Source organism: Enterococcus devriesei, from assembly GCF_001885905.1.
Classification (GTDB): Bacteria; Bacillota; Bacilli; order Lactobacillales; family Enterococcaceae; genus Enterococcus_A; species Enterococcus_A devriesei.
The window spans coordinates 321,620-347,182 of sequence record NZ_JXKM01000004.1; the positions used below are offsets into that span (position 1 = coordinate 321,620).

Below are 25,563 nucleotides of genomic sequence, written 5' to 3' on the forward strand. Positions count from 1 at the left end.
ACAAATATTAATTGATTCTTGTAACACTGTTCGCTTCGTCAAATGAGCATCCTATTCTCCAAATTTTCCCTGTATCCGATTTACTGCTGTTTCAATTTTCTCAACTTGTTTAAGTGCTTCCGTCAAATCATCGATCATTTTCAAGTAGCGTTCTTCTCGTGAATTATTTTGCTTCATCACCCAAGCTAAGAGAAATACAAAAAGCACTGGAAATCCGATACTTTCAGAATTATTAAGAAAGGTTGAAATAAAGTTTTCCATTTTTCACCAGCTTTCCTAAAAACTATTCATGTAGTTGCATGATGATCTTATTCATTCAAAAGAATTGGTTGAAACAATCGTTGATCACACACTCTATCAATGCTAAAGCCATTCCTCCGCCAAAAAAATCTTTTTACAAAATTATCTTCTCTAAAAAAACACACTGCTTTTCCCACCATCAGCACATCAATGTGCTTCCCTCCCTATTTCAAATTAAGTGTATGTTTACTCATGATTTTCATTCCTTTCTGTTTGATCTATTTACACTATATACGAACGTATGTTTGTTTTGTTGCCGAAAAAAAGACATCAGATTCCTAGATGTTCAGCTAACTCTTCAAAAAATGCATCACGTAAACGAATGACCTGGCGTTTGCTCAAAAAAACTTGATCGGCGACTAAATCAAGATTTACTTTTTGTTTTTCAGACATATAAAGTCGTTTGATGATCTCTTTCGTTTCTTCTGTCGCCTGATTCAGACACAATGAAATTGTTTTTTGATTGCGTTCTAAATTAATCAGCTGCCGATCCAGTGAAATTGAAATTAGAAGCTTTTTGTCTTTAAGTTCTTTATTAGATTGCTGATTATTATGAAGAAGTAACTTTGCTTTTCTTTCTAAGTAGTAATCTTCCATTTTAGGATAATCTTTCAAAATTTCTTTTAGATAATCCTTCTTCCATTTCTCCATCGTCTCTCCCCCTAAAAGATATAACCATTCGTAATACTTTTTTTAAATCAGGTAAAATCTATTTGTAGATTAATGGTAATACATTACGTATGCTTTGTAAATTCATATAATGATATTTTATCTGTTTTATGTGCAAAAAAGATACATTACGTGTTACTATAAAGATGAAAGGAATGGTGGCGATGTTCGCTAAACAACTCAAAGCATTAAGAAAACGAAACCCGCACCTGACACAAATGGATATGGCTACGCAATTAGGGATCGCAAAAACAACCTACGCTGCTTACGAACAAGGAAAACGGACTCCAGATATTGAAACACAAAATAAGATTGCTGATTTTTTCCAAGTCTCTTTGGACTATCTGCATGGCCGTGAGGAAAAAAGAAGCCCCACTTTTTCTACCAAACAAATGAGCATAGCTGCTCATATTGATGACGAAGTAACAGATGAACAAATGGAGGATATTCTAAATTATATTGACTTTATTAAACAGAAACATGCAAAGAAGGATAGAACTCATGGATAAAGTAGAGAAATTGATGGCTCATTTTCAGAGCATTCACTATATATTCGATCCTGAAATGCCAGATGGTCAAAAAGGTTTATCTGTAGATGATTATGTCTACTTAAATCCCCGACAAACATCCGCTGAGCTGACCAGTACCGTCGCAGAAGAAATTGCTCACTATCTTACAACTTCAGGCGACATCACTGCCCAAGACACTAACGAAAAACGAAAACAAGAACAAAAAGCACGGGATCTTGGATCAACTTTAATAGTTACCCTCCAAGATATTATTGATTGCTACAAAGAACACTTTACTAACGTTTGGGAATGCGCCGACTACTTAGAAATTACGAGACATTCTTTTGAACAAGCGATCAAGACTTATAAAAAGTTATATCCAAGTGGGATCGATTATCAAAACTATCGGATTATTTTTGCTGCCGACGGAACCATTGGCGTCTATGAGTTCTGTGAATGATGGTTTATTTTTTGGTCGCTGAATTTGCAATAAAAGAATACTAACAATGACAAACGATGTCCCTATCTTGATTCTCTTGCACCTAGCTTTCCTAAATATTCCGCAAAAAACTTAATTCGACTTTGTAGGAGGGAACCAGCAATGAAGAACAAACAAGCATTATTTCAAAAAAAGCGCTTCTTTATTCCCCTCGTCATCTTGTTAGGTATTTTAGGTTTTAGTCCGATGCTAGTTTCACTATTGGGTGTGAGTGATGAAGATGGATTGAATCCTGATTATTACTCCTCCGCCGATGAATCGCTATTTAAATCAAAAAAAGGAGCTGATTGAATGTTAGAAAATTTAAAAAAGGATTTTGATAAAGGAATGCCTGTCATCACTTATATCAAAAAGAAATATGGTTTCGATTCAATCGAAGAATTTGAAAAATATATGGAAGACTTGAAAGAAAAAGCTGAGAAATATGATGCGTTAGCTAAAAATAAAGCTACCGAATAAGCCAAAAAGGAGCTGGGACTATAAAAATGTCCCAGCTCCTTTGCGAATAAACAGTGGTCCAGAAGTACCTTCCCCGGACTATAAAAAAAACCGTCCCTAGGAGGAGACGGTTTATAGTTTATCTAATTAAGCTTTAACGATGTTAGTTGCTTGAGGTCCACGTTGGCCTTCTTCAACATCATAAGTTACTGCTTGACCTTCTTCTAAAGTTTTGAAGCCGTCGCCTTGGATAGCTGAGAAATGTGCAAATACGTCATTTCCATCTTCACCAGTGATAAAGCCAAAACCTTTGTCTGAGTTAAACCATTTTACAGTACCGTTATTCATAAATATTTCCTCCTGATACGTATCAAAGTACGTTCTTATTTGCAATTAATTGTTGATAGTAAAAGGAGATTAATACGGTTAAATATCTAGGCTCAAATCACATTTCAAAATCGATTACTTTGTTACTTTAACATGCCTTCGAACAAATTGCTACCTAAATCGGTTAATTAGTAGCAACAGTTAAAAAGCAAACGCTTTCCTTTAATAAAACTTACAAAGTCCATAGCTAAATGATCAAGACGCCTTCCATAAAAAAGTCATTTAACTCTTCGTCTTCATTAATAGTCTTCCCCTCCCCACCTTTTTTTGCTAGAATTTATGGTGACGGAGGTACAAAAACATGCAAACATTGTATATTTTGTTCAGTTTCCTAACGAGTGTAGGGATTTTAATTATGGTCTACGCTTTTTATCGCGATTTTAAAAAACTAACCTTACTTCAAAAGATTGCTCTGATCTTAGTTTCTATCAGTGGATTGATGCCGATGCTCTTGGGAATGATTGAAGGATTTCTTTCAAACTAATCGACGAATCACGTTCTTTTTGCTATCGGACAGATGTAAGAGATTCTGTTGATAGCGCTATCACTAAGTAGTATAATTATCTAAAGGAGTGATTGAGATGAGTTACGCGATTGGTGGCTTTTTTTTATTACTAAGTGGTTGGCAGTTCTTCATAACGAAACGGACCTTCACAACGATCAGACAAAAAGGAAATGAGAGCACTTCGGGCTTTATCATGCTGGGTCTCTGGGGCAGTTTGGCATTTGCGCTTTGTTGTCTATATGTCGCCTACAGTTGTTTCTTTGTCTTTCAATTTTAGGATTTTTAAGAGGCCTAGCCTCTTTTTTTGTTTGAAAAGCTCTGTTGAAACTTTTTTAATACTAAGCTATCAGAAAGAAACGTTGCCTCACTCTTCTCTAGACCCCGTATCAGAAGGAATCAGGATTTGAACAAAGTTTTCTCAAGTGCTACGATGTTCACTTAATGACACCAGAGACAAAGACAAATGGTCTGGTTTATCCGTGACCGAACTACTTACCCCTTTTTACAATCAAAATAAGCCTCCCGTAATCAAAATACCCATAAGTTTTTTCCGATGAAAGATTTTGTGGTGATCGAGGCTGCTATCTCTGATTATTTGATAACTACCTATAATGAAGCAAGAGAGGAATCTCTTGTTTTACATCTTAAACGACCCTTCCTCAGCTGAAGAATAATCCTTACGCAGTTGACTTACACATCTTTTTTTAATTGTTTTATCATTAATCCGTTAAATTTATGCTATACTGATTCTTTGAAAGGGTGGGTGCTCTGTTGAATAATAAAAAAGCGGCTCCAATCGAATTTCTGTGGTTAGGATTGTATAGTTTTGCCGGCTTTAGTTTAGAATTGATCCTGATGGTCCTCTTGAACATCTTCAACGTAAGCCCTTCGATTCCTTTACATGCGGGATTGACGGCTGCTTTGTGGTTCATCGCTAGTTATTTGATATTGCATTATGCCAATAAAAAATTTTCATTTGACCCAGTAAACGTACATGTTCACTTAGATAAAAGACGTTTAATCATGGTTGGAGCAATTTTTATACTTTTGATCCTTGTTACTTCGATCCTCTTCCAAGGGTTCAAACCGCTAGTTGAGTTTCACGGTGATCTTCAAAAGAGTGTGTTGGCCTTGATCATGAGAATCATCTATTATCTTGCCGAGAGCGGGCTGATCCTACTAACGATTTGTTTTGGTCAAGCATTCTTTGAAGGCCAATTCTCACTTCCCTCATATCTTCCCAGTGGAGGATTTTTTCTAGCGTTAACGTGGGGACTGATTCATTTTCTGCTTCAAGGCTTTTCCGGCGGCTTATTCGCGATTTTCTTTTCTTTACTAACAGGAACACTCTTTGTATTAGTCAAAAAGGACTTTAAAAAAAGCTATCTGCTTATTGCTCTTGCCCTCATTCTTTAAAATTTCAGCCAATTTCGACAGCTAATCATAGCTGTTTTTTTTAGCTATCAAATCTATTGTTTACAAAACGCTTACATAACTTTATGATTAGTTCTAGGGGGGATTTATTATGAAGAAAATATGTTTTGTATTGACTGTCAGTACTGGAATAAACTATGGTTCCATTTCTGCTGCTCCATTACTTAAAAATAACGAAGATTTAAAAGAATACTTCTCAAACGATTATGATGTCTCCATCAATTACATTCGTGACAAAGACACGGTGGATTATTTAGTTGTTCCCGACCCATTCACGCCTTTCGAGAACGAAAATGAGTTACCAATCATCAAAGTACCCGCAAGATTGTTTATGACGAAAGATTTCGCGGCCATAAAAACGTACCTCGATGATTATTTTGCGCATAACTAGGACAGATGATACAAGAGAGGAATCTCTTGTATTTTTTGATAGGTTGAGTAAATAAACTTTAAAATTGGTTTCGTATTTTTATTCAGGAGCGTATAGTTAAAGTAAACGATTCGGAGGCCTCATATGAAAACAAAAACATTTACGTCATTCACAGAAAATGGGTTAGACAACAAAATCGCTGCATTCTTGGCTTCAACCGATATAGAAGTTATTGAAATACAGTTTACTGGTTCTCTATTTTATCTAGGCGCAATGATTGTATATAAATAAGCGGGATTTTTCACTGTAAATATGATTAGCCGGCTATGCTATTATTCGTTTGATAAAATTTTATGAAGGAGCCTCACTATGAAACAAACTATTGCTCACATCTCCTTAGTCGTAAATGATTACGATGAAGCGATTGCTTTTTACACAAATAAATTGGGCTTCATATTAATCGAAGACACCTATCAGCCAGAGCAAGAGAAACGCTGGGTGGTAATCTCCCCCCGCCCAATTCAACCGGAACAACTATCTTGTTAGCAACAGCTTCCAAGCCCATACAAAAAAACTTCATTGGGAACCAAGCTGGCGGCAGAGTTTTTCTATTTTTGGCAACCGATGATTTTGATCGTGATTATCGCAATTACGTTGCAAAAGGAATTGAATTTGTTCGCCCTCCAAAAAAAGCCGATTATGGAAAAGTTGCCGTATTTAAAGATCTGTATGGAAATCTATGGGATCTAATCCAATTTAGTGACAATCATGGTATGACTCAGCGCTTTTTTTAGCTTCTACTTTTTTGATTGCCTCCAATTGCGTAAATTGACTTACAATTCTCCTTACTCTATAATGCACCATATTAGTAGGTAATTGCAGGCGATACCTAATCCCAACATTGCCGTCGAGTGAAAGGATTTCTATGAGAATCAACGTTTTGCAGCACACTCCTAATGAAGGACCTGGCTCTATTCAAGAATGGTCCCAAAAAAATGGGCATGAAATGTATATCTATCATCCCTATCAATTTAATGATGTGCTTCCTACAGCTGATGAAACTGATATGCTTGTCATTTTAGGTGGCCCAATGAGCCCCAACGATAATATAGATTGGATCAAGAATGAGCGAACGCTTATCAAAGAACTACTTGAAAAACATATTCCAATCTTTGGCGCTTGTTATGGCGCCCAACAAATTGTCAAAACGTTAGGATATAGCGTAACGAAAGCACCCCATAAAGAAGTTGGATGGGCTCCTGTTTATCTTGAAAATAGTATTATTGAAGGTATCCCCAACAAATTAACTGCTCTACATTGGCATGAAGAAATGTTTGAAATACCTGAAGATGCTATTCATCTATTCAGTAGTGACTTAGTTAGGAACCAAGGTTATTTGTTAGGCGAAAACGTTCTAGGATTACAATTTCATTTCGAACCAAAGGCCGATGATGTCCGTGAAATAGCCGTTAACGATTCGTCTTATCCAGCAGACAATAATTCTTTAAAACAAAGTGCAAAAGATATAATTGATTCAGCTTTTCCGGTCGAAAATCGAGATGTTATGTTTACGCTGCTAGACTTTATCACTAGAAATAAATAATTCATTCGCTAAAGCTATCATTTATTTGATAGCTTTTTTGCCATTGAAAATTAGTTGATTGCTCCAATTTACCGAACTTTCAATGATTAAATCGCCATCATAGCTTAGCTCCTTATATGAACGGCATGATGACCCTTATGAAATTGTATTGTGAATATAAAAGTTTAATCTCAAGTTTCAACTCTTCATTTTATAAGCGTAAACAAAAATCCGCTAAACATTGTCATGATTGGCATCACATCAACGTTTAGCGGATATACATTTCATATTGGCGGGAATGTGTGAGAATCGAACTCACCCAAGAAGCTCTTAACTCCTCATACTGGTTTTGAAGACCAGAGGGAACACCAGAACCCATCCACTCCCGAAACAAGATAATCATACCATTACTTTACTTAGTAATCAATAACAATTTCCTGCAAAAAAAGGAGAGAAATTCCCGTTGATTGGGTTCTTCTCTCCTTTTTAAAATTACTGTTGCAAACTCCTATTGCTCATCCGTTACTTCGTTGATTTCCTTATTCAAGAAATACGAGATCACCGTACAGATCAACACGATCAAAGCCAATTTGAGAATGTCTTGGAAGGTTGGATTGACGATCGTTTCAATGATATCGGCCACGATCAGAAATTCCAAGCTCAATAAGATATAGCTGCCTAAGTAAGCTTTGATATATTTATTCTTCTGCAAGATCGATGGAAAAACTTTGCCGTTTTTGCGAGGAATAAGTTTGATAAAGGCAAGAAACGCCCCTACGATAATGATCCCGATCGACAGAACGTCTAACAATAATACGATTGGTTGAAAAAAATGTTGGATCATATTTTCGATCATTGCCATCGCCTCTCACCTGCTTCCTTGATACATCAATCATACGAAGAAAATTCCTTGAAGGCAATTAATTCGCTGTGTTCGACGTAAAACAAAAAGCAATCCCGTAAAAACGAGATTGCTTTTGGCTTACTGAATTGGCGGATACAAGGCTGCTGTGGTCTTGTTGCCATTCTTCGAGTAAATGCTGGTTGATTGCGCGCCCTTTTGTTTTTCGATGGCGGCATTTTTCTGATCTAAATCATGATAATCGTATTTCTTCGGATCAACCGGCGTGAAGCCTGCTGGTGTGTAGAAGCGCAAGAGATTCTCTTGGTTCAACTTATCTGACAGGCTCAAGGCTTGCTTGACTTGTTTTTGTTCCGCGTCAATCGTTGGTGCGATGCCAAGGGCTTTCGGATCAACGACTTGGCCGGTCTTATTATCATATGTTTGACCGCCTAGCTCAGTATAGTTTGGCGAAACGAAATCACCATTTCTAAAGGCGACGGTTTGGTCGTGTTTTGGTGAAAACAGATCAGTCCCGAACTGGATATATTTTTGACTATCCACGCCGACTAAATGTAATAAGGTTGGCAAGACATCGATCTCGCCGCCGTATTGGTGCTGGATTCCACCGCCGGTATAACCAGGGATATGGAACATCAATGGCACCCGCTGCATTTGCGCGTCATCAAATTTACTCCAAGTCGTTGGATCTTTGCCTAAGGCTGTTGCTAGATCTTTATTGTTGCTGTCGGAGATCCCGAAGTGGTCGCCGTAAATCATAAAGATCGAATTTTGGTACACGCCAGAAGCCTTCAAATAATCAAAGAACTGACGCAAAGATTCATCCAAATAATGAGCCGTCCGCACATAATCATCGACGGTACTGTCGCCGGTCTTCAATGATGGGAAATTAAAGTTCTTATCATCGGTTAGATAAGGCGTATGATTGGTGACCGTCAAGAATTTTGAGTAGAAAGGCTGTTGCAAATGTTCTAAGTGTCCCACGGTTTCCTTCAGCATATCTTTATCCAAGATACCGTAGCCTAGGCTTTCATCCGAAGCGTTGAAATACGAACGGTCAAAGAAATTTTGATAGCCTAGATTTTTATAAACGTGGTCACGATTCCAGAAGCTGCCGACATTTCCGTGGAACACGGCGCTTGAATAACCGGCTTGCTGGTTCAAGATGGCTGGTGCCCCTTGGAAGGTATTGTCATTGCCTAGTTGCGTGAACAGTGAACCTTGCGGCAAACCGAATGTTCCGGTTTCTAACATATTTTCAGCATCACTCGTCTTCCCTTGGCCAACTTCGTGGAAAAAGTTATCAAAAGCTAAGGTCTGCTTATTGTCATTTCCAATACTGTTTAAGAATGGCGTGACCTCTTGACCATCTACCTTCATATTGATCAAAAATTGTTGGAAGCTTTCCAAGTGGATCACGATGATATTTTTACCTTTAGCGATGCCGTATTTACTTGGATCAGGCGCCGCATAATGTTGCTTCGTATATTTCAAAATATCCGTTAGACCGTTGCTTGAGGCGTGAGCCCGCACACTGTTGGTCTGTTCTGTCTTGATCCCGTCATAAATCGTAAAGGCGTCTAAACCGAGGTATTTAACGATATACGAGCGGTCAAAGGTCCGTTGTAATAATTGCGGCCGATTGGCTTCACTCATGGATAAATTCACGGAAAAAATCAAGGCCGACAAACAGCTGATCGCAATCGCGAAGGTCTTTTTGACCGGTTTGCTGACGATTTCTTTTCTTTTCGCGAAAATGTAGATCAAGATGCCTAAAAATACCAGCAGATCGATCCAATATAACACATCATGCACCTTCATCAAGGCAAAGGAGCTGCCGGAGATTCCCTGCGAGACCTTTGAGAAACCTAAGACCGATTTGATCGTCACAAAATCAGTGAACTCACGATAGAAAATCACGTTCAAATACAAGATCACCGTATTCAGCAGGTCTAGTAAAAATAAGAAAATTAGGGCTGGCTTGATCTTTTTAACATAAAGAAACAGACCAAAGATCAACAAAGTCGTGGCGATCGGATTGATCCACAAAATAAAATATTGCACCGATCCTTGCACGCCTAATGAAAAATCGACGTAATACGCGAAGATAGTTTTTGTCCAAAATAATACGCTGACCGTTAACAGAATCAGCCAACGATTCGTAAAAGCTTTTTTTACCCGGTCCATCCGGAACACTTCTTTCTTTATTAAATTGTCCGTATCTACTATAGCAGATTTTAAAAAAAATACCGTCAGAATAGGTGATTCCGGCGTAATTTTATAAATTTCAGAAAAATACCGGATTTACTTTCAAAATTTAATCGAAAATCCGCGCCCGGCGTTGCTTTTTCAGGTCAACTAAAATTTTTCTTAGACATAAAAAATTCACATTCTTAAGAATTTGCTATAAAATAACAAAAAGAACGACACCGGATACCGGTGTCGTTCTGATTTTATGGATAAACAAATTGCTTCTGTCACATCTGCTTAAGCTTCTCGCTTCATAACGATTCCGGTATAAATCCAAATCGTCAGCAAGTAATAAACAAAGTATAAAACAAAGAAAATCAAGAATGGTACCCAGATATTACTATACGGTTCACTTAACAGCGTTGTAAACATTTGTAGCCCGAACAAAACATGAGCAACTCCTAATAATCCTGGAACTAAGAACAAGACCCCAATTTCTTTGCGGATTGAAGCGGTCAATAACTGACGCCGTGTCCCAATTTTCTCTAACATAGTATAACGTCGAACGTCGCTTTTAGCACCTGATAGGATTTTGAACATCAAACAGCTGGCCAACATTGTCAGAAAGGCGATTCCTAAGAAGAAGCCCATAAATTCAAAGCCAGAGAATAAAGAGTTAAAGACTTCATATATTGTTGCCTTTTGTGTAAAGCCGCCTTCTTGCTCTAGAGCTGGGTTGTTTTTATAATTTTGAGCTGCTAATTTTTGTAAGGCTTCTTTCTCGGTCATAAAATCTTTGACCTGAACCACTTGCAACGTACTTGCTTTGCCTTGGACTGCAGCGAAAGCTTCCGGTGAAACCAATTGATGCTCTTTGGTTTTTTGTTCTGGCAATTCTAATTGCCGCAACGCATCTTGCTTTGTAACATCCTTGGCTAACTCTTCACCTGAATAACGCACTGTTTTAGTACTATGATTATCAACAAATTCCTTATTTTGTAAAGGCGTCCGATCAAACTCCGTCTTGTCATAATAGACAGTCGTGTCGGTCTCTTTTTGTTGATAAGTCGCATTTAAGGTTGGCTTCAACGCTTCGATTTTATCCGCCACGATTTTTTGGCTATCGTTTAAGATCAAGTCGTAAGCGGTTGTTTGGTTGGTCATTTTAGGAATTTCGTTTCTAAAGCCAAGGCCGACTGTGATCGCTCCTAACGCCAAGGCAAACAGCATTGCCACTAACGACAAGATGCGCGTGTAGTCTTGAATACGGAAACTTAATTGTGAGAAGGTAAAATTATTCAAACCCTTCAAGGCTAACGAATCGGTTTGCTTCAATAAATTTAAAATGAAAATCAGCACAGCGTGGAAGACAAAATACGTTCCTGCCACGATCGTAATCAACGCGATTACTAATGCGGCAATGGCTAGCTTCGTCACTAAGGTCATCATAACATAACCCATTGCCAATAGGGCGATGCCAAAAATGGCTTCTAAGAATAACGTGATTTTTTTGCGTTTTGCTGGTGCCGGTGTTTCACTGGCTTTCAAGATTGAAAGGACTGGTTTTTTCACGATCATGACCGCATTGACGATCGCCGCCAATAAAAAGATGATGGCAAAAAAGATCAAGGTGATCACTATAGCCTTGCTATTGACTGCTGAAAAATGCGTGATGGCAATTTCTAACTGCTTCGTCAACAGTTTTTCCACGATCGTTGTCAGACCTAAACCTATTAAAATACCGACAATTGTTGCTGCGACACCGACGACAAAGGTTTCCACGAAGATCAGTTGAGCAATCTTCCGGCCTTTTGCTCCCAGCATCATGAACATGCCGTAATCTTTCTGACGCATCGTCATTAAAAAGGAATTGGCATATAAGATATAGACGAAGGTAATAATCGACAGTAGTACCGTCCCTAGGTGAAAAATAAAGACCACGGAGCTGACCATCGAATTTTGTTGTAGAAAGACTTCATTCGTTGCTAATGATTCAAACATATAAAAGATCGCCGAAGCCATGACTAGACCAGAGAAAAGCACAATGTAGTCACGCAAACGGCCCTTGATCCCAGCAAGTGATAATTTTAAAAGCATCGAACTCCTCCTACTGTTCCAGATTTCCGAGAATACTTAAAATCTGGCGATAAAAAGCATCCCGTGTTTGATCTTCGCGTTTGACCTCTTGATAGATCACGCCGTCTTTAATAAATAAAATTCGTTGGCAATAACTTGCTGAAAAAGGATCATGCGTGACTAATAGAATCGAAACTTGATCCTGTTGATTCAATTCTTCCATTGTATCTAACAAGTCGCGAGCACTATTTGAGTCCAAGGCTCCCGTCGGCTCATCGCCTAAAAGAATCGTTGGCTGGGTAATCAAGGCCCGCGCCGCTGCGACCCGCTGCTTTTGCCCACCGGAGATTTGAGCGGGATAACTGCTTAAAATCTCACTGATCGACAAACGTTCAGCAATCACTTTGACCCGTTGTTTTATTTCTTTCGGCTTGACTCCTTGAAGGGACAAAGGCACGGCGATATTTTCTGCTGCTGTTAAATTTTCTAATAGATTGAAATCTTGGAAAATAAAACCAATCTCACGACTACGAAAGTCTGCCAGCTGATTGCCGGATAATTTCGTAACATCCGCTTGATTGATGGCAATCTTGCCAGCCGTCGGTTTGTCGAGGGTCGCTAGTAAATTCAACAAGGTTGATTTACCAGAGCCTGATGCACCCATGATGCCGACAAATTCACCTTTTTCTACTTCAAAGGACAATCCTTTTAAAGCTTCCGTTTTTTTCTGGTTCCCTTTACCATAGGTTTTTCTCACTTCATTAACTGTTACGATTTTTTCCATCCTACGTTACACTCCTAATTTTTCCGCCGCTTTTTTCGGCAGTTGTTTTTGTTGGACCTCTTCATAGGAAGTCACGCCTTTGTTTTTATTCCACGTCACTTTGAGGAACGCTTCACGGCGTAGCGGACGATCCTTCGACGCGTTAAAGTCTAATTTCTTTTCGTGGCCTTCTTCATCATAGCCAGGCAACGCATATTTATAATCGACATAGGGATTCCCGCTGTCGTCTTTTCCATTGACCTTTTCACCATCCGTGGTGATCTGAACATAATACGCATCGCCGCTGGACATCACTTTGTCTGCGATCTGCAAACCGACAAAACCGATTACGATAAGACTCACTAAACCAATCAAGAATTTTTTCATATTAATTTGCTCCTTTTTTCAATTTCTACGTTAACTATACAAAATCCCTATAAATCCAACCATTGAATCAACTGTCCATCACCTAACAGTTTTGTCATTTTGAAAAATAGACAAAAAAATAAGCTAGTCTCAACCATTCTGTGTTGACACTAGCTCACTTAAATTTCTCTAAGCTAAGCACGTTAGCTTTAGAAGTGTTTCATACTCATTTTACGGCAAAGCGTCTCATTTGCGGCAGTTTGATAAACCACGCGACTAAGAGACAAGAAACGATCTTATCAACAAAATTTCCTGTGACCGCGCCCCAATAAACCGAGCTGATCATTTCTTTACCGGATGCCCTTAACGCCATAATCACGACATCGGTACCTGAACCGGTGAATCCACCGAACAATGCTAAACGAATCGGCGCGCCAATCATCGGACAAATAAACGCCAATAAAATCCCCGCCAACAACGCTTTCTTATAACTAAAGCCTTTCTTAGCCAACAACGCCACAACCACTGCCACCGCTACATTGACTAACGCAAACGGGATCGATAACGGACCGCTGATCATTCCCATCAATAAATTCGTTGAAACGCCGGTTAAGATGCCATAGCCCATACCAAAATTCGCGGCGATAAAAATCGTTCCCATCGTATCTAAAAACAGTAATGGGATATGCAGTAGTGCGACCGCTTCACCTAAGACAACATTCAACGCGACCGCGATGGCACACATTGCGATAATTTTTGCTTTATTATTCATTTCTTCCTCCTTTTGCTAAAAACCGTTGCAACTCCTTCGAAAAATCCTGCTGCTCCGTCTCACTATACCAAGTTGGAACTTCCAAATAAGGTGCTTGAATCTCGGCCGCCTGACAAGCGGCGAAAAATTCTTCCATTAAGACACCCCGTTGACCACTGATGGAGCAATTAGGGCTTTCGTTGATCCCAATCACACCTAAATACTGATAGTCTTCTGCCTGATACGCTTGAATCTGCTGAATGATGGGCTGAAGCATCTTTTGACACGTTTGACGATAATTGGGAAGCGTCAGATATTCTTGATAACTCATTGGCGGTCGATCGCCGCCTAACACTAAAAATTCTGGACAGGGCAACTGAATCAATGCGATCCCTCGGCTTAACAGCTCGATGGCAAAGGGGAAAGCTCCTCGTGCTCGCTCCCAGCCGTGAATCACCGCATTCTGATTCAAAATACAATGAGACACCGCAACTAATTGTTTCTGTGGTTGAATTATTTTTCCTCCTTTCCTTCTTTAAAAATCGCTTGTAAACTCTTTTGAATCAAAGAAAATTCATCCGACGCAATGGTTCGCACATCTAAGAGGTTGGCTTCATTTTTGATCCGACTAATGATCGGGGTTGCCCCTTCGCGCAATTTTTCCTGCAACTCAACAGCTGAATATTGTTGGCCATTCAAAACGACGGCATAGGTCGGCAATAAATGTTCCGGATAAGAACCACCGCCGATTTTGCTGCTGTCTTTTTCTACTGCGACGCTGAGGCCGCTGATTGGTTTTAACATAGCAGCTAACTCCGTGGCTTTCGCCAGACAATCCGCTTCACTTAATCCGATCATCTGCAACGCCGGGATTGCTTGTAAAGCTTCCTTTTCATTGAGATACAGGGCTAAGGTTGCTTCTAATGCGCTGAGGGTCATTTTATCGATCCGCAAGGCCCGCAGCAATTGATTTTTTTTCATTTTTTCGATGTATTCCCGCTTACCAACGATGATTCCCGCCTGTGGTCCACCTAATAATTTATCGCCGCTAAAGGTGACGACATCGCAGCCTTGATCCAGAACTTCTTTGACCGTTGGCTCATAGGGCAAGCCAAACGGACGCATATCCAACAAAAGTCCGCTGCCTAGGTCATTGATTAACGGCAGATCATTGGCATGGGCCAACTCGGCCAATTCACTTAACTCTGGCGTTTCGGCAAAGCCGACGATCCGATAATTGCTCGTATGGACTTTTAAAACTGCTCCAGTTTCTTCAGTCAAAGCCGTTTCATAATCGGCTAAATGGGTTTTATTCGTAGTACCGACTTCCTTGATCGTTCCGCCACTGGAAGTGATGACATCAGGAATCCGAAAGGCTCCGCCGATTTCGACTAATTCGCCCCGTGAGACTAGGACTTCCTTTTCTTGCGTCAACGTGCTGAGGACTAGTAGGACGGCCGCCGCGTTATTATTGACGACTAAAACATCTTCCGCCCCGGTCAGTTTTTTGACGATCGCCACTAAATGACTGTAACGGGACCCCCGCTTGCCACTTGCTAAATCAAATTCCAAATTTGAATAATGGAAGCTAGTAGCAACTAATTGTTCCTGAATTTTTTGACTCAACGAAGAGCGACCTAAGTTGGTATGGATCACCGTTCCTGTCCCGTTAATGACTCGGCGTAAGGAAAATTGCTTTTCAGTTAATTCTTTTTTGATCATTGTCAGAACTTCTGCTTGATCGATCACGTTTTTTTGCGTGCCATCGATTACTTCTTTGCGAATGCTGGCTAAGACTTTTTGAATGCCTTCCTTTGCGGCACCTTGGGGGTAGTCGCTACCTAGTTGCTTTAATAGCACATCCACGGAAGGCAAACTCGCTAAAATATGCTGGATTTCTTTTGACATAAAGTTCCTCCTAATTAACGTTGCGCTAAATTTTGTAATGCGTTTAGAGTCAGCTCAAGCTCCGCTTTTGTTGTAAAGCTGGATAACGACAAGCGGACTGTTCCGCGATCCACCGTCCCTAATGCCTGATGCATCAAAGGGGCGCAGTGATAGCCGGGACGCGTGGCGATTTGGTATTCTTCCCACAAAAGCTCACTGACTACCGCCGATTCGGCGTCATGGAGATTGATGGAAAACACATCCACCCGTGGTTCAGTAAAGTCGCCATAGAGTGTCAGACCATCGATTTCTTTTAATGCTTGATAAAAATACGTGCCTAAGCTAGGTTTTTTCTCTTTTTCCAGCACCCATTCAATCCCGGCGGTTAAACCCGCGATTCCGGGAACGTTTAATGTCCCGGCTTCTAATAACGTTGGCAGCTCCTTGGGCTGAACTTTGGAAAAAGATTGCATCCCATCGCCGCCCGTTAATAGCGGCTCTAACGGCAGATCCTGCCGGACACAGACGCCGCCAGTCCCTTGTGGCCCATAAAGCGATTTGTGGCCGGTAAAGCAGACTGCGGCGATCTTGCCGTCACTAAGATCGATCGGGACGACACCGGCAGTCTGAGAGGCATCAATCACTAAATACAAATCGTGCTTTTGACAAAAAGTTTTGACCCATTCCAACTTCAAAAGATTCCCGGTAACATTGCTGGCATGATTGCAGACAACAACTTTTGTTTCAGGTCGCAATTTTTCAGTGAACGCTTCATAATGCAAGCGTCCAGTCACGGCTTCACTAGTAATCACATCAAAGGTCGCTCCCAGTTTTTCCAGTTGATACAAAGGCCGTAAAACTGAATTATGCTCCCAATCCGTCGTCAGCACATGGTCGCCGGCTTGGATCAAGCCTTTTAAGACTTCATTTAAGGCGACGGTAGCGTTGTTGGTGAAGGCCACTTCATACTCTGAGCCCGCTTTGAATAATTCTTTGACCTGCTGACGGCTATTCTCCACTACACGAAAGCCCGCTAAGGAATACCCGTGGGCTCCCCGTGCCGGATTGCCATATTGACCGCTGAGAATTTCTGCTACCGTATTTGCCACCACTTTTGGCTTTTGAGCCGTTGTTGCCGCATTGTCTAAATAAATACTCACTGCTTCTCCCCCTCTGAAGAACGATTTTCGCAAACCGGCTTAGCCTAAGACTCGATAATTTTCTACACGTTTCGTGATGCCTTGCTTGTCCATGTATTCTAAAATCAGCATCGATGATTTACGGCTGGAATCTGTCACATCGCGAAAATCGCCTAAAGTCATCTGTCCATGTTCACCGATATAGTCTTGGATCGCTTTGACCGCTTGAGCAAAAACTTTCCCTAGCAAGACGTATTCATGGGTTAAGAAAACGACGCTTTCGCCATTCAGAGCTTCCAAAACTTCTTCCGCATTTTTATCTAACTCCGCCAGTTCTTCTTTTTTGACTGGCGTATAGCCACTTTTGGCTAACGTCTGTTCAATTTTTTCTTTGGCAGCTTGCTGGTATTTATTAAAGGAAACCTCAAACTCCTGCAAAGCCAATTTATCGTTGGCTTCTTTGACGGTTCCCTGCTTTAACAACCCGATCAACGCGGAGATTTCTTTTTCCGCTAAATTTTCCCGCATCCGGGAGCGGAATTCTTCTAGCGGCATGCCAAAACGCAAACGGTATTGTTTGTGATAAGCGGATAAAATTTCTGTCGCCTGCGCCGCTAATTTTTGATAACTGGCCTGTGCTAAATAACCAGCTTTCGTTTCAAGCACTCGATTTTCACTGATCATTTCAGTCAGCACTTGCTGCAACTCTTCCTGATCTGTGCCTAAATATTCCTGCAATTCTTTCGCTTTAGTAAACGACTGTTTCTTGTTAATCAGAAAATCAGTGATCAATTCGTCCAAGCTGCCTTCTTCTTTGGCTTTCAGGCTTTCAATGATCTCAGTTTTGAAGCGGCGATGCTTATGCGGTGCCGCATCCAAGACTTCTCCGCCGGCGATCGTCTGCATTGGCGAATACGCCCGTAAAATGAAATGATCCCGCTCTTTGACCGCTACTTGTTCTTCCAAGCGCAACTGTAAAAAGCCTTCATCTCCTGGTCCAATCCAATCTACACCGATAGGAACCGTACGAGCCATGACTTCTCGCGTACCGACTAACAGACGAACCCGATCCCACAAACCAATTCCGCCTTCAACTTCTGGCAAGCAACTCACTTTGACATCCAGCATCCACGTTGCCTCTAATTTTTCCGAGATAGACAGAACATCCCCCCGCTGAATCTCATCGGTGGAAAGATTCGCTAAGTTTAAAGCCGTTCGTTGACCAGGCTGGGCACTTTTCACATCGGTCTCATGAACTTGGATATTTCGTACTCGTGTTTTTTTACCGCTGGGATAGACATACAGTTCATCACCGACATTGATCACACCATCCAATAACGTCCCGGTAATTACCGTACCGAAGCCTTTAACGCTAAAGACCCGATCGACATTCAGACGAGCGGAGCCAGTCGCTGAGCGTTCTTGTGCTTCTTCCGAATGCTCTTGGATTTTTACCAACAATTCTTTGATCCCTGTTCCGCTAACTGCATCTGTCTCGATCAGATCCGCTTCGGCTAGAGGTGTGTCCGCTAGTTGCTCGCGAATATCCTCTACCACCAGTTCCTTCAAATCAGGATCGACGGTATCCACCTTCGTCAAGACAATCAAAAAGTCGCGAATCCCCAATAAGGTCAAAATATCAATGTGTTCTTTCGTTTGCGGCATGATGCCTTCTGCCGCATCAATGACGAGTAAAACAAGATTGATTCCCGGCAAACCGGCTACCATATTTTTGATAAACTTCTCATGTCCTGGCACATCTACGATCCCGACTCGTTTGTCATTCGGCAGATCCAAATAAGCAAAGCCAAGATTGATCGACATGCCTCGTTTTTTTTCTTCTTTCGTCGTATCTGTCTCGATCCCCGTCAGTGCCTTGATCAAGGTGGTTTTCCCATGATCAATATGCCCCGCCGTTCCAATCACAATATTTGCCATTTATTTATCCTCTCTTAATTGGTACTCGGTTTTCAAACCCGCTTGTGTCCCATGGTAAAAGCCTTCTGACGCGATTTTCTGCTCCTGCAGCAAAGTCTGCAGCTGTGCTTCTTCGGTCAACGGATATTTTAAAGAAAAGCCGCAACTAGCATGAATCTTTTCCGGTGTGGGAATGATTCGAACCGCAAGTTGGGCTTCCTTCGCAAGTTCCTCCGCTTTCATGGCCTCCCTTGTTGAATAAAACAAGGCAATCCCAAATGTCTGCATAAAAACTGCTCCTTTTTCGTACTAATGGATTCATTTTTCAAGAAAAATGAGTTCGATTGTCATAGCGCATACCATTCCTCTAATCACGCTAAAGCGTGAAGAGGAACTGGCAAACTGGCATCCTTTTTTGTACTAATATTCATTTATCCTTTTAGGACATATTTTTACGGCTTCACGATCTTCGGTGCTTGGCGCATCATTTCCACGATCCGGTACATATTGGTTACTTCACCGACTGCGGCAGTCAATTCATAAAAGTTCAAGCAAGCGCCGCAAGCATAGATTTCCACGCCTTGTTCGGCTAGACCCTGCAAGTCCTCCAAAGAATCCGCATCTGCTGCTACCGATTGCACCCCGCCATTATAAAAAATCACCTTTTGTGGCAATACATCTTGTTCCGTCAATGAATAAATGAAGCCCTTCAAAAGATTTTTCCCTAATTCATCCGAGCCGCGACCCATCACATTAGTATCCACCACCACGATATAATCATCGACTGTCGCAACAGGTTCAGCGACTTGCGGTGCCGTCTCAGTCAAATCCGCATTTCCTTTAGAAATCACCACCGTATAATGTCCCGGCCGATCTTGATCCATTTGATAAATATAGCCTAGTTGCTCCGCCATTTTTTTTAAATTTTGCGTCGCAATCTCGTTATCCACGATCGTCTCAACCACTTCATGTTCCCGTAATGCCTTTTTCGTTTCAATTACTGGTAAGGGACAAGCCTTGCCTAACGCATCAATTTTAAACATCTCTCTCCGCCTCTCTAATGCACAATTATTTCTTTCTCTTGTTTTTCAACAACTGTTCCAAAATCTTGCGCGGGAATGTCCGCTGCTTGCAGCTCTGCTACTAAGGCCGCAACCTTTTCTGCCGGCACGCTAACCAAAAGACCGCCCGAAGTTTGCGGGTCAAACAATAATTCCTCAATCCCAAAGTCTTCGATTTGAAAATCCATTTTAGCTTCCATATAATTACGATTCCGCTGACCGCCAGCAGTTAAAATAAATTCCTTCGCTCCTTGATAGGCCTCTTCAAAATACGGTAGATTCTGAGAATCAAGCTCTGCGCTAAACTGTTCATTCAACATCTCATGCAAATGTCCGGCTAAACCGAAGCCGGTTACGTCAGTACAGCTAGTAATAGGATATTTACGAATAATTGCCATCGCATATTTGTTTAACGTTTCCATACTCGTGGTGGCTTTCACAAAAGCTTCTTCACTGATTTCCTCCGCGCTGTAGCCCACCGTAATGATGCTGACACCTAGAGGTTTGGTCAAAATCAAATGATCCCCTAGCTGACAGGTGTTGTTTTGATAAATGTTATTCGGATCGATCGTCCCGGTCACCGACAAGCCGTATTTTACCGACTGGTCATGGATCGAGTGTCCCCCCGCCAAAATCGCGCCGGCTTCTTGTACTTTTTCCGCACCGCCACGTAAAATTTCTTTTAAGATCGTTAAATCTTTTTCTTCCGGGAAAGCGACGATATTCAAGGCTGATAACACTTCGCCCCCCATCGCGTAAACATCGCTCAGCGCATTCGCTGCTGCGATCTTGCCAAACAGATACGGGTCTGTCACCATCGTCGGGAAAAAATCCAAGGTTTGGATAATTGCTAGGTCTTCCCGCAGTTTAATAACAGCCGCGTCATCGGTTGAATCAAATCCCACTAATAAATCCTCATGGGCCGCCTTAGGCAGATCCGCTAATAATTCACCCAGATTGCCCGGTCCGATCTTCGCGTTGCAACCGCCGCAGACAATTAATTGTTGAACTGACTCCATGCATTCCACCATCCTTCACGTGTTCTATTATAGCAGTTTGATTGTTATTTCTCTATGTATATTTAGTCATCTACTAGTGACTTGGAAGCGTTCTAACTCATTGAGAAACTTAACTTTCTTCATCACTTTGATCATCCTAGCACAAAGTATCTAAAATAATTTTAAATCACTTAAATTTTCATGATTTTCTTAACAACGAATTGATTTAAACACAAAAAAACTACCTGCTCAAATCGAGCAAGTAGTTTCCAACTTATTTTCTAATCCACTGCAGCTGCTGGTTTGCGGCTCTTTAGGATATAAGTCACACCTGTGTAAACAATTACACAAATAATGATCCATGTTAGAATATCCAAATTCAACCCTGTTACAAATTTCGCAGCAATGATTACCCCGATAATCCCTCCGATGGTAATCGCCAAGCTAACTTTACGAGCATAATCGCCTTCTTTGACAAAGTTTAAACTGGCAACTGGCATCAAGCCGGCACAAGAACCCATCATTACCGGGAAGGCTACTAACGGACTCAGTCCTAGCATATAAACCATTGCCATACACGGCGCGTATAAACCTACACCAATCGTCATCAAAGCACCTAAAATGAAGTTAACTACCACTCCAATAACTAATTTTATTCCCGTCAAAGCGGTTGCGGTATTTCCTTCACCTAGCATATTCAACATACCAGTTTGTCGAAGTCCCATTAAGACAGCTGTAATGATCAAAGCCCAGCCCATCCAGAATTGAACTTTTTTCTCAGGCAGTTTTGTAACAAATTTTGATCCGATAAATGATCCGACGGTTGCCGCAATGATTAGGGCAAATAGTGTAACTGGTGAAACTTTTACTACTGTTGTAAAGATAAATGCTTCTACCAATACTGGAATTGCGTGGGCAACATTCAATGTCCCTGGCAATAGACGGTCATGGCCCAACTGTTTGGTAAAGTCTAACAACATCGCTGTTGGTGCAAAACTTCCGATTCCTAAGGTATCTAAAAAGTCGGTTACAAAACCAATTGCCCCAGAAACAAACCAGTTTCCATGGCCCAAATTATTTTTATTTTTCAGTAAGTCTTTCCCCATAACGACTGTTTGCAGCAAGATTAATACTACATAAATCGCTAATAATACTGTTACCATATTACCCCTCCTTCATTTCTACCCTAATAGGAATCCTTCTTTCAATGAATCTTTCGGATCAACTAAGAATGAGTTGTATCCAGTGACATAAGCTGAGCCAGATACTCGCGGAATAATTGCTTTATAGCCGCCTACTTCAGCTTCTTCAACAATTTCACCTTTGAATTTAGTACATAAAATACTTTCATAAACAAAGGTATCGCCAACCTTCATTTCACCCTTGCCATACAATGTTGCAAGTTTGGCGCTGGTACCTGTTCCACATGGTGAACGATCGACTTGGCCATCACCAAAGACAACCACGTTTTGATAGGTCGCATCTGGACTTGTCGCTGGTCCATAGAATTCAACCAAGTCTACTTCTTTGATGTGTTCCAACGTTGGATGTTGGATTTCGATTTGTTCATTAACCGCGTCACGAATAATCATACCGATTTCATTAAATTTAGACGCGTTTTCTGGTTTGATCTCTAAATTGATTGACGCAGCTGGCAAGATTGCGAAGAAGCTGCCGCCAAAGGAAATGTCCATTGTTAACTCACCGATTTCAGGAACATTCACGGTGACATTTTCTTTATAAAGGAATGATTCCACGTTTTCAAATGACACTGACTCTGCTGAGTAGTCTTCATCTAAATGAACTGTTCCGCGAACGATTCCTGCTGGTGTATCTTGGACAACTTTGACTTCCCGTTCGCCTTCTTTTACTTCGACCCAGCCTTGTTCAACTGCTGAAGTCATTGCCGCAATCGTATTGTGGCCACACATATTCAAGTAGCCACCTGAATCCATGAAGATGATCCCGTAATCCGCTTCTTCGTGAACAGGTTCGGTAATAAATGCACCGAACATATCACGATGTCCGCGAGGTTCAAGCATCAACATTCTGCGGATATCATCTGCTTCTGTTTCTAAATACGCGCGTTTGTCTGCCATTGTTTCACCAGGGAATTTGGGAATACCACCGATGATTAAACGTGCAGCTTCACCCGCTGTATGGGTATCGATTGCTGAGATCATTTTTGATACTTTCATGATGTTCCTCCTCGTATTCATCATAAAGTATTTATTTTTCCATATTCGGGAAAAATAAATCTGATTTTCGAGTCGCATATCATCAAGCAAAAGTCGCAACCCCAAGTAGGAGCTAACTCTAACTTTAGAGCGACTCAGTTTGGTTCTTTTACATCCGTATCAACAAAGACACTGATAGCTTATCTGATTTGCTGATTATCTTTTCGCATTTTTAATTTGATTGACGCAAGCGCTTTTACTGCATCCCGCTGATTGATCGTATTTTCACCAACAACCTCGGTTTCGATACCGGCTTCAGATTTATTAAAATCTAAAACGTGCTTCGTAAAGTCATTTTCCACCACAAATTTTGCTTGTGTACCAATGAACTTAAGACCAATCACGCTAATATCTCGCCGACCGATTTCTTCCAAGGTGTTCGCAAAGTCCACGTCTGAATTGCCCCAGCCATCAGTTGAAGCAATCACACCATTGGTGCGCATACCCTCCAGCCATGCAGCCGTTCGCTGCCCGACTAAGTATTTCATCGCATTGCTCTGCGGTGTTCCGACAACTACGACTCCTTGAAAATCAATATCAGGGTCCTTTCCTAAAAGGTCCACTAACGGATCTTGGAAATGATGCAGGGATGTTTCTTTTGTCGATGGGCCAATACCCATAACGCCACCACCTATCCCTTATTTACGTTAGACCATAGAACGAATTGCGCCATCACGATACTCATTGGCTGATAAAAAGACCGGCATATTATTCATGTCGATAATTGAATTCCCGCCTTTGAAGCCGCTTGGCTCATTGGGAAAGAGCAGCATGTCGTACATTGCTCCTTGCCCAGCCACTTGTTTGACTAAAGCGACCTTCGGCTTTCCTGGGTTCGTTTTTTCTTCATAAACATGGGTCTCACAGGCAAATCTGCCTTCCAGCATTTTCATTCGTTCGCGAATTTCTTGCATAAACTCATCCACGATTGCAAACATTTTAAGACAAAGCTCACGATTAAAAGGGGTCCCCTTTTTCGCTAAAAGATCAATCAAAATGATGTAATCCTCTGCGTTAGGCGTCCCTGCTCGATTCAATACTAAATGATCACGCAATACGCCTTCAGAAGAACCAAATTCATGCATTTGTTCTCCTTCTTCGATCGCTCCCGTCATTACAACGGAAACACCGGTAAGTGTATGCGTGATCCCAGAACCCAACGCACCCAGCACCTTCGTGGATATCGGAATGATATCCATGATGGTGTTGGTCTCAACATTATGCTGATGTGGTTGGAGCAATCGAATCGTCAGCTTCTGAATAGCGGCGTCCTCGCAATCAAAGTCTTGCTTGATTTGCAAGCGAGTGGGTTCCATTCGGAAGTCGTTACCGACTGTAACTTCTTCCATATGGAAAACTTTGATCTTTAACGTTTCGCCTCGCATGATTCACACCTGCTTTCAACGTAAACGGTGCTTAATAAGCAGCGTCCTCAGAAACAAGTCGAAAATTTACAAAAAATAGCAAAAACCAAGTAGGTGCGAATCAACAACGATTCGCAAGCTTGTCGTGTTTCTTGGCAATTTTAGTAATCTTCTTGTTTCTCGACGCTAAGCACTTATTAGCTCGTTCTCTTGATCTTAGACGTGGGCAATGTATTCATAAGGTAATGGAACAATTTTCCCTGGCGTTTCGATTGATACTAGTGCTTTCAGTGTATCTTTCATGATACCTGTCTGCATTTCAATGTTATGTGGTTCACCAGCATTGGCACCCATTGGTACACGCGGAGCAACGGCACGTGGAGTCCCGTTTTGGCGTACAACTGGTGGTAATGCGGCGATTAAAATAGTAGGAATCCCGGCTTCCTCGATAGCTCTCTGCACGATCACGGCAGTTCTATGACAGGTTCCTCAGCCAGCGGTTAAGACGACAGCGTCGACTTCTTCTTCTACTAATTTTTGTGCAATTTCAGGTCCAGTTACATCGTGGAATGCGTCCTGGTCGCCACCACCGCCCATGAAGGCATAGTGAACGGGCGCAGATTCTTTAATGAAACCTTCTGCTGCTAACTCGTGTAGACGGTCAATTGGGAACATTGAGTTAATGTCGCGGTTTGCATCGGCGTTATCGTACCCGCCGTGAGAAACCATCAATTCATCTACTGTTGAAGTATCTGGTACTTCGCGGTAAGTCGTATCACCCGCTAAGTTAAACCGTTTATCTGTTTTTAAATGTACGCCGGCAGCTGTTGCTAATGCCACACGCATTTCTTTAAGTTCTTTTTTTACAGGGGTAAAGACAGATTTTGGCGTAATCGGCACAAAAATTTCTGACTGTAACCCTTCAAAGACTGTTAAGCCCATGTGTTAATTCTCCTCTCTTGCTTCTTCACGTTTTTTTCTGGCCTCGGCCCGACGACGTTCATGCTCATAAATAGCCGTTTTATAATGCTCATCCGGCTCTTCTGCCAAGACTTCTGGATAGGTCATTAAAAACCCAACTTCTTGACCGATTTCTAAATCATACTCAGAAATGATCATTCGACGAGGAATTTTAAGCTGGCCTAAACGACCCTTTAGATCGATCGTCACGCTGGCATCATGAAGTTCAACAATGATCCCTTCAAACATTTGTTCCGTCGAAATATATTTGAGTTTGTTCATTCCATCCATTACTTCAC

The 25,563-nt window shown here is 41.3% G+C and carries 35 protein-coding genes and 1 tRNA gene; 12 read left to right on the forward strand and 24 right to left on the reverse strand.

All coding sequences use genetic code 11. From position 1 onward, the window contains the following. Window positions 1-51: 51 nt before the first annotated feature. Both RV00_RS08115 and RV00_RS08120 read right to left on the reverse strand, forming a co-directional pair. Window positions 52-261 carry a BhlA/UviB family holin-like peptide gene (locus RV00_RS08115; protein ID WP_071862095.1) on the reverse strand — a complete coding sequence of 70 codons (210 nt, stop codon included), beginning with the start codon at window positions 259-261 and terminating at the stop codon, window positions 52-54. A 309-nt stretch (window positions 262-570) separates the two neighbouring features. Beyond that, the gene (locus RV00_RS08120; protein WP_071862096.1) at window positions 571-951 is read right to left on the reverse strand and encodes a transcriptional regulator; all 381 of its coding nucleotides are present in this window, start codon (window positions 949-951) and stop codon (window positions 571-573) included. Between the two features lie 182 nt (window positions 952-1,133). Between RV00_RS08120 and RV00_RS08125 the strand changes: the two genes are divergently transcribed. From RV00_RS08125 to RV00_RS16395, 4 genes are all read left to right on the forward strand, one after another. Continuing rightward, the gene (locus RV00_RS08125) at window positions 1,134-1,478 is read left to right on the forward strand and encodes a helix-turn-helix domain-containing protein (RefSeq protein ID WP_071862097.1); all 345 of its coding nucleotides are present in this window, start codon (window positions 1,134-1,136) and stop codon (window positions 1,476-1,478) included. Then, window positions 1,471-1,938, forward strand: a complete 468-nt coding sequence (locus RV00_RS08130) for an ImmA/IrrE family metallo-endopeptidase (protein ID WP_071862098.1) — start codon at window positions 1,471-1,473, stop codon at window positions 1,936-1,938. The genes RV00_RS08125 and RV00_RS08130 overlap by 8 nt, the downstream gene beginning before the upstream one ends. A 141-nt stretch (window positions 1,939-2,079) precedes the next feature. Continuing rightward, a complete protein-coding gene (locus RV00_RS08135) occupies window positions 2,080-2,268 on the forward strand; it encodes a hypothetical protein (protein ID WP_071862099.1) in 189 nt (62 codons plus the stop codon). Further along, on the forward strand, window positions 2,269-2,436 hold the full coding sequence (locus RV00_RS16395) for a hypothetical protein (RefSeq protein ID WP_169818937.1): 168 nt from the start codon (window positions 2,269-2,271) through the stop codon (window positions 2,434-2,436). Window positions 2,437-2,562: 126 nt separating this feature from the next. Here RV00_RS16395 and RV00_RS08140 read toward each other — a convergent pair whose 3' ends face one another. Continuing rightward, the gene (locus tag RV00_RS08140) at window positions 2,563-2,763 is read right to left on the reverse strand and encodes a cold-shock protein (protein ID WP_071862100.1); all 201 of its coding nucleotides are present in this window, start codon (window positions 2,761-2,763) and stop codon (window positions 2,563-2,565) included. A 340-nt stretch (window positions 2,764-3,103) separates the two neighbouring features. On the opposite strand from RV00_RS08140, the gene RV00_RS08145 reads away from it, so the two are divergent. The 8 genes from RV00_RS08145 to RV00_RS08170 all read left to right on the forward strand — a co-directional run bounded on the left by RV00_RS08145 (window position 3,104) and on the right by RV00_RS08170 (window position 6,714). After that, window positions 3,104-3,286 (forward strand): hypothetical protein, encoded by a 183-nt coding sequence (locus tag RV00_RS08145; RefSeq protein ID WP_071862101.1) that lies wholly within the window; start codon window positions 3,104-3,106, stop codon window positions 3,284-3,286. A 97-nt stretch (window positions 3,287-3,383) separates the two neighbouring features. After that, window positions 3,384-3,584 carry a hypothetical protein gene (locus RV00_RS08150; protein ID WP_071862102.1) on the forward strand — a complete coding sequence of 67 codons (201 nt, stop codon included), beginning with the start codon at window positions 3,384-3,386 and terminating at the stop codon, window positions 3,582-3,584. A 494-nt stretch (window positions 3,585-4,078) separates the two neighbouring features. Beyond that, window positions 4,079-4,723, forward strand: coding sequence for a hypothetical protein (locus RV00_RS08155; protein WP_249024082.1), 645 nt, complete (start codon window positions 4,079-4,081; stop codon window positions 4,721-4,723). Window positions 4,724-4,832: 109 nt separating this feature from the next. After that, on the forward strand, window positions 4,833-5,132 hold the full coding sequence (locus tag RV00_RS08160) for a hypothetical protein (protein WP_071862103.1): 300 nt from the start codon (window positions 4,833-4,835) through the stop codon (window positions 5,130-5,132). 123 nt (window positions 5,133-5,255) lie between these two features. Continuing rightward, on the forward strand, window positions 5,256-5,402 hold the full coding sequence (locus RV00_RS16400; RefSeq protein WP_169818938.1) for a hypothetical protein: 147 nt from the start codon (window positions 5,256-5,258) through the stop codon (window positions 5,400-5,402). Window positions 5,403-5,480: 78 nt separating this feature from the next. Beyond that, window positions 5,481-5,657 carry a VOC family protein gene (locus RV00_RS16925; RefSeq protein ID WP_338070741.1) on the forward strand — a complete coding sequence of 59 codons (177 nt, stop codon included), beginning with the start codon at window positions 5,481-5,483 and terminating at the stop codon, window positions 5,655-5,657. Then, window positions 5,651-5,905: a VOC family protein gene (locus tag RV00_RS16930; protein WP_338070742.1), complete on the forward strand. Its 255-nt coding sequence runs from the start codon at window positions 5,651-5,653 to the stop codon at window positions 5,903-5,905. Before RV00_RS16925 ends, RV00_RS16930 begins: the two co-directional genes overlap by 7 nt. 131 nt (window positions 5,906-6,036) lie before the next feature. Further along, window positions 6,037-6,714, forward strand: a complete 678-nt coding sequence (locus RV00_RS08170; protein WP_071862104.1) for a type 1 glutamine amidotransferase — start codon at window positions 6,037-6,039, stop codon at window positions 6,712-6,714. Window positions 6,715-6,983: 269 nt separating this feature from the next. Here the strand turns inward: RV00_RS08170 and RV00_RS16405 are convergent. The 21 genes from RV00_RS16405 to RV00_RS08270 all read right to left on the reverse strand — a co-directional run bounded on the left by RV00_RS16405 (window position 6,984) and on the right by RV00_RS08270 (window position 25,555). Then, window positions 6,984-7,080, reverse strand: a tRNA-Sec gene (locus tag RV00_RS16405). Window positions 7,081-7,201: 121 nt separating this feature from the next. Then, on the reverse strand, window positions 7,202-7,555 hold the full coding sequence (locus RV00_RS08175; RefSeq protein ID WP_071862105.1) for a DUF1622 domain-containing protein: 354 nt from the start codon (window positions 7,553-7,555) through the stop codon (window positions 7,202-7,204). Between the two features lie 120 nt (window positions 7,556-7,675). Then, window positions 7,676-9,742 (reverse strand): LTA synthase family protein, encoded by a 2,067-nt coding sequence (locus RV00_RS08180; RefSeq protein WP_071862106.1) that lies wholly within the window; start codon window positions 9,740-9,742, stop codon window positions 7,676-7,678. 300 nt (window positions 9,743-10,042) lie between these two features. Next, window positions 10,043-11,842 (reverse strand): FtsX-like permease family protein, encoded by a 1,800-nt coding sequence (locus RV00_RS08185; RefSeq protein ID WP_071862107.1) that lies wholly within the window; start codon window positions 11,840-11,842, stop codon window positions 10,043-10,045. A gap of 10 nt (window positions 11,843-11,852) precedes the next feature. Then, complete coding sequence (locus RV00_RS08190) at window positions 11,853-12,605, reverse strand: ABC transporter ATP-binding protein (protein ID WP_071862108.1); 753 nt, start codon at window positions 12,603-12,605, stop codon at window positions 11,853-11,855. A gap of 6 nt (window positions 12,606-12,611) precedes the next feature. Beyond that, on the reverse strand, window positions 12,612-12,971 hold the full coding sequence (locus RV00_RS08195; protein WP_071862109.1) for a YxeA family protein: 360 nt from the start codon (window positions 12,969-12,971) through the stop codon (window positions 12,612-12,614). A 205-nt stretch (window positions 12,972-13,176) separates the two neighbouring features. Further along, window positions 13,177-13,722, reverse strand: a complete 546-nt coding sequence (locus tag RV00_RS08200; RefSeq protein WP_071862110.1) for a CD3073 family putative ECF transporter S component — start codon at window positions 13,720-13,722, stop codon at window positions 13,177-13,179. Then, on the reverse strand, window positions 13,715-14,218 hold the full coding sequence (locus RV00_RS08205) for a CD3072 family TudS-related putative desulfidase (protein ID WP_338070744.1): 504 nt from the start codon (window positions 14,216-14,218) through the stop codon (window positions 13,715-13,717). The genes RV00_RS08200 and RV00_RS08205 overlap by 8 nt, the downstream gene beginning before the upstream one ends. Next, entirely contained in the window at window positions 14,215-15,609 is a 1,395-nt protein-coding gene (gene selA, locus RV00_RS08210; RefSeq protein ID WP_071862112.1) for an L-seryl-tRNA(Sec) selenium transferase, read from the reverse strand. Before selA ends, RV00_RS08205 begins: the two co-directional genes overlap by 4 nt. Window positions 15,610-15,623: 14 nt before the next feature. Further along, entirely contained in the window at window positions 15,624-16,748 is a 1,125-nt protein-coding gene (locus RV00_RS08215; RefSeq protein WP_071862113.1) for an aminotransferase class V-fold PLP-dependent enzyme, read from the reverse strand. A gap of 39 nt (window positions 16,749-16,787) precedes the next feature. Next, window positions 16,788-18,665: a selenocysteine-specific translation elongation factor gene (gene selB / locus RV00_RS08220; RefSeq protein WP_071862114.1), complete on the reverse strand. Its 1,878-nt coding sequence runs from the start codon at window positions 18,663-18,665 to the stop codon at window positions 16,788-16,790. Then, a complete protein-coding gene (locus RV00_RS08225) occupies window positions 18,666-18,932 on the reverse strand; it encodes a putative Se/S carrier protein (protein WP_071862115.1) in 267 nt (88 codons plus the stop codon). It lies immediately after the preceding gene. A 164-nt stretch (window positions 18,933-19,096) separates the two neighbouring features. Beyond that, window positions 19,097-19,687, reverse strand: a complete 591-nt coding sequence (gene yedF / locus RV00_RS08230) for a sulfurtransferase-like selenium metabolism protein YedF (protein ID WP_071862116.1) — start codon at window positions 19,685-19,687, stop codon at window positions 19,097-19,099. 14 nt (window positions 19,688-19,701) lie between these two features. Then, complete coding sequence (gene selD / locus RV00_RS08235; RefSeq protein WP_071862117.1) at window positions 19,702-20,724, reverse strand: selenide, water dikinase SelD; 1,023 nt, start codon at window positions 20,722-20,724, stop codon at window positions 19,702-19,704. A 260-nt stretch (window positions 20,725-20,984) separates the two neighbouring features. Beyond that, window positions 20,985-21,866 (reverse strand): TSUP family transporter, encoded by an 882-nt coding sequence (locus RV00_RS08240; protein ID WP_071862118.1) that lies wholly within the window; start codon window positions 21,864-21,866, stop codon window positions 20,985-20,987. An 18-nt stretch (window positions 21,867-21,884) separates the two neighbouring features. Next, entirely contained in the window at window positions 21,885-22,901 is a 1,017-nt protein-coding gene (locus tag RV00_RS08245) for a proline racemase family protein (RefSeq protein WP_071862119.1), read from the reverse strand. A gap of 179 nt (window positions 22,902-23,080) precedes the next feature. Further along, a complete protein-coding gene (locus RV00_RS08250; protein ID WP_071862120.1) occupies window positions 23,081-23,560 on the reverse strand; it encodes a glycine/sarcosine/betaine reductase component B subunit in 480 nt (159 codons plus the stop codon). Between the two features lie 27 nt (window positions 23,561-23,587). Beyond that, complete coding sequence (prdD, locus tag RV00_RS08255) at window positions 23,588-24,325, reverse strand: proline reductase cluster protein PrdD (RefSeq protein WP_071862121.1); 738 nt, start codon at window positions 24,323-24,325, stop codon at window positions 23,588-23,590. Window positions 24,326-24,520: 195 nt separating this feature from the next. Continuing rightward, on the reverse strand, window positions 24,521-24,766 hold the full coding sequence (locus tag RV00_RS16935) for a hypothetical protein (RefSeq protein ID WP_211272380.1): 246 nt from the start codon (window positions 24,764-24,766) through the stop codon (window positions 24,521-24,523). 27 nt (window positions 24,767-24,793) lie between these two features. Further along, the gene (locus RV00_RS16940) at window positions 24,794-25,246 is read right to left on the reverse strand and encodes a glycine/sarcosine/betaine reductase selenoprotein B family protein (RefSeq protein WP_071862123.1); all 453 of its coding nucleotides are present in this window, start codon (window positions 25,244-25,246) and stop codon (window positions 24,794-24,796) included. 3 nt (window positions 25,247-25,249) lie between these two features. After that, window positions 25,250-25,555 carry a CBO2463/CBO2479 domain-containing protein gene (locus tag RV00_RS08270; RefSeq protein WP_071862124.1) on the reverse strand — a complete coding sequence of 102 codons (306 nt, stop codon included), beginning with the start codon at window positions 25,553-25,555 and terminating at the stop codon, window positions 25,250-25,252. Window positions 25,556-25,563 lie beyond the last annotated feature (8 nt).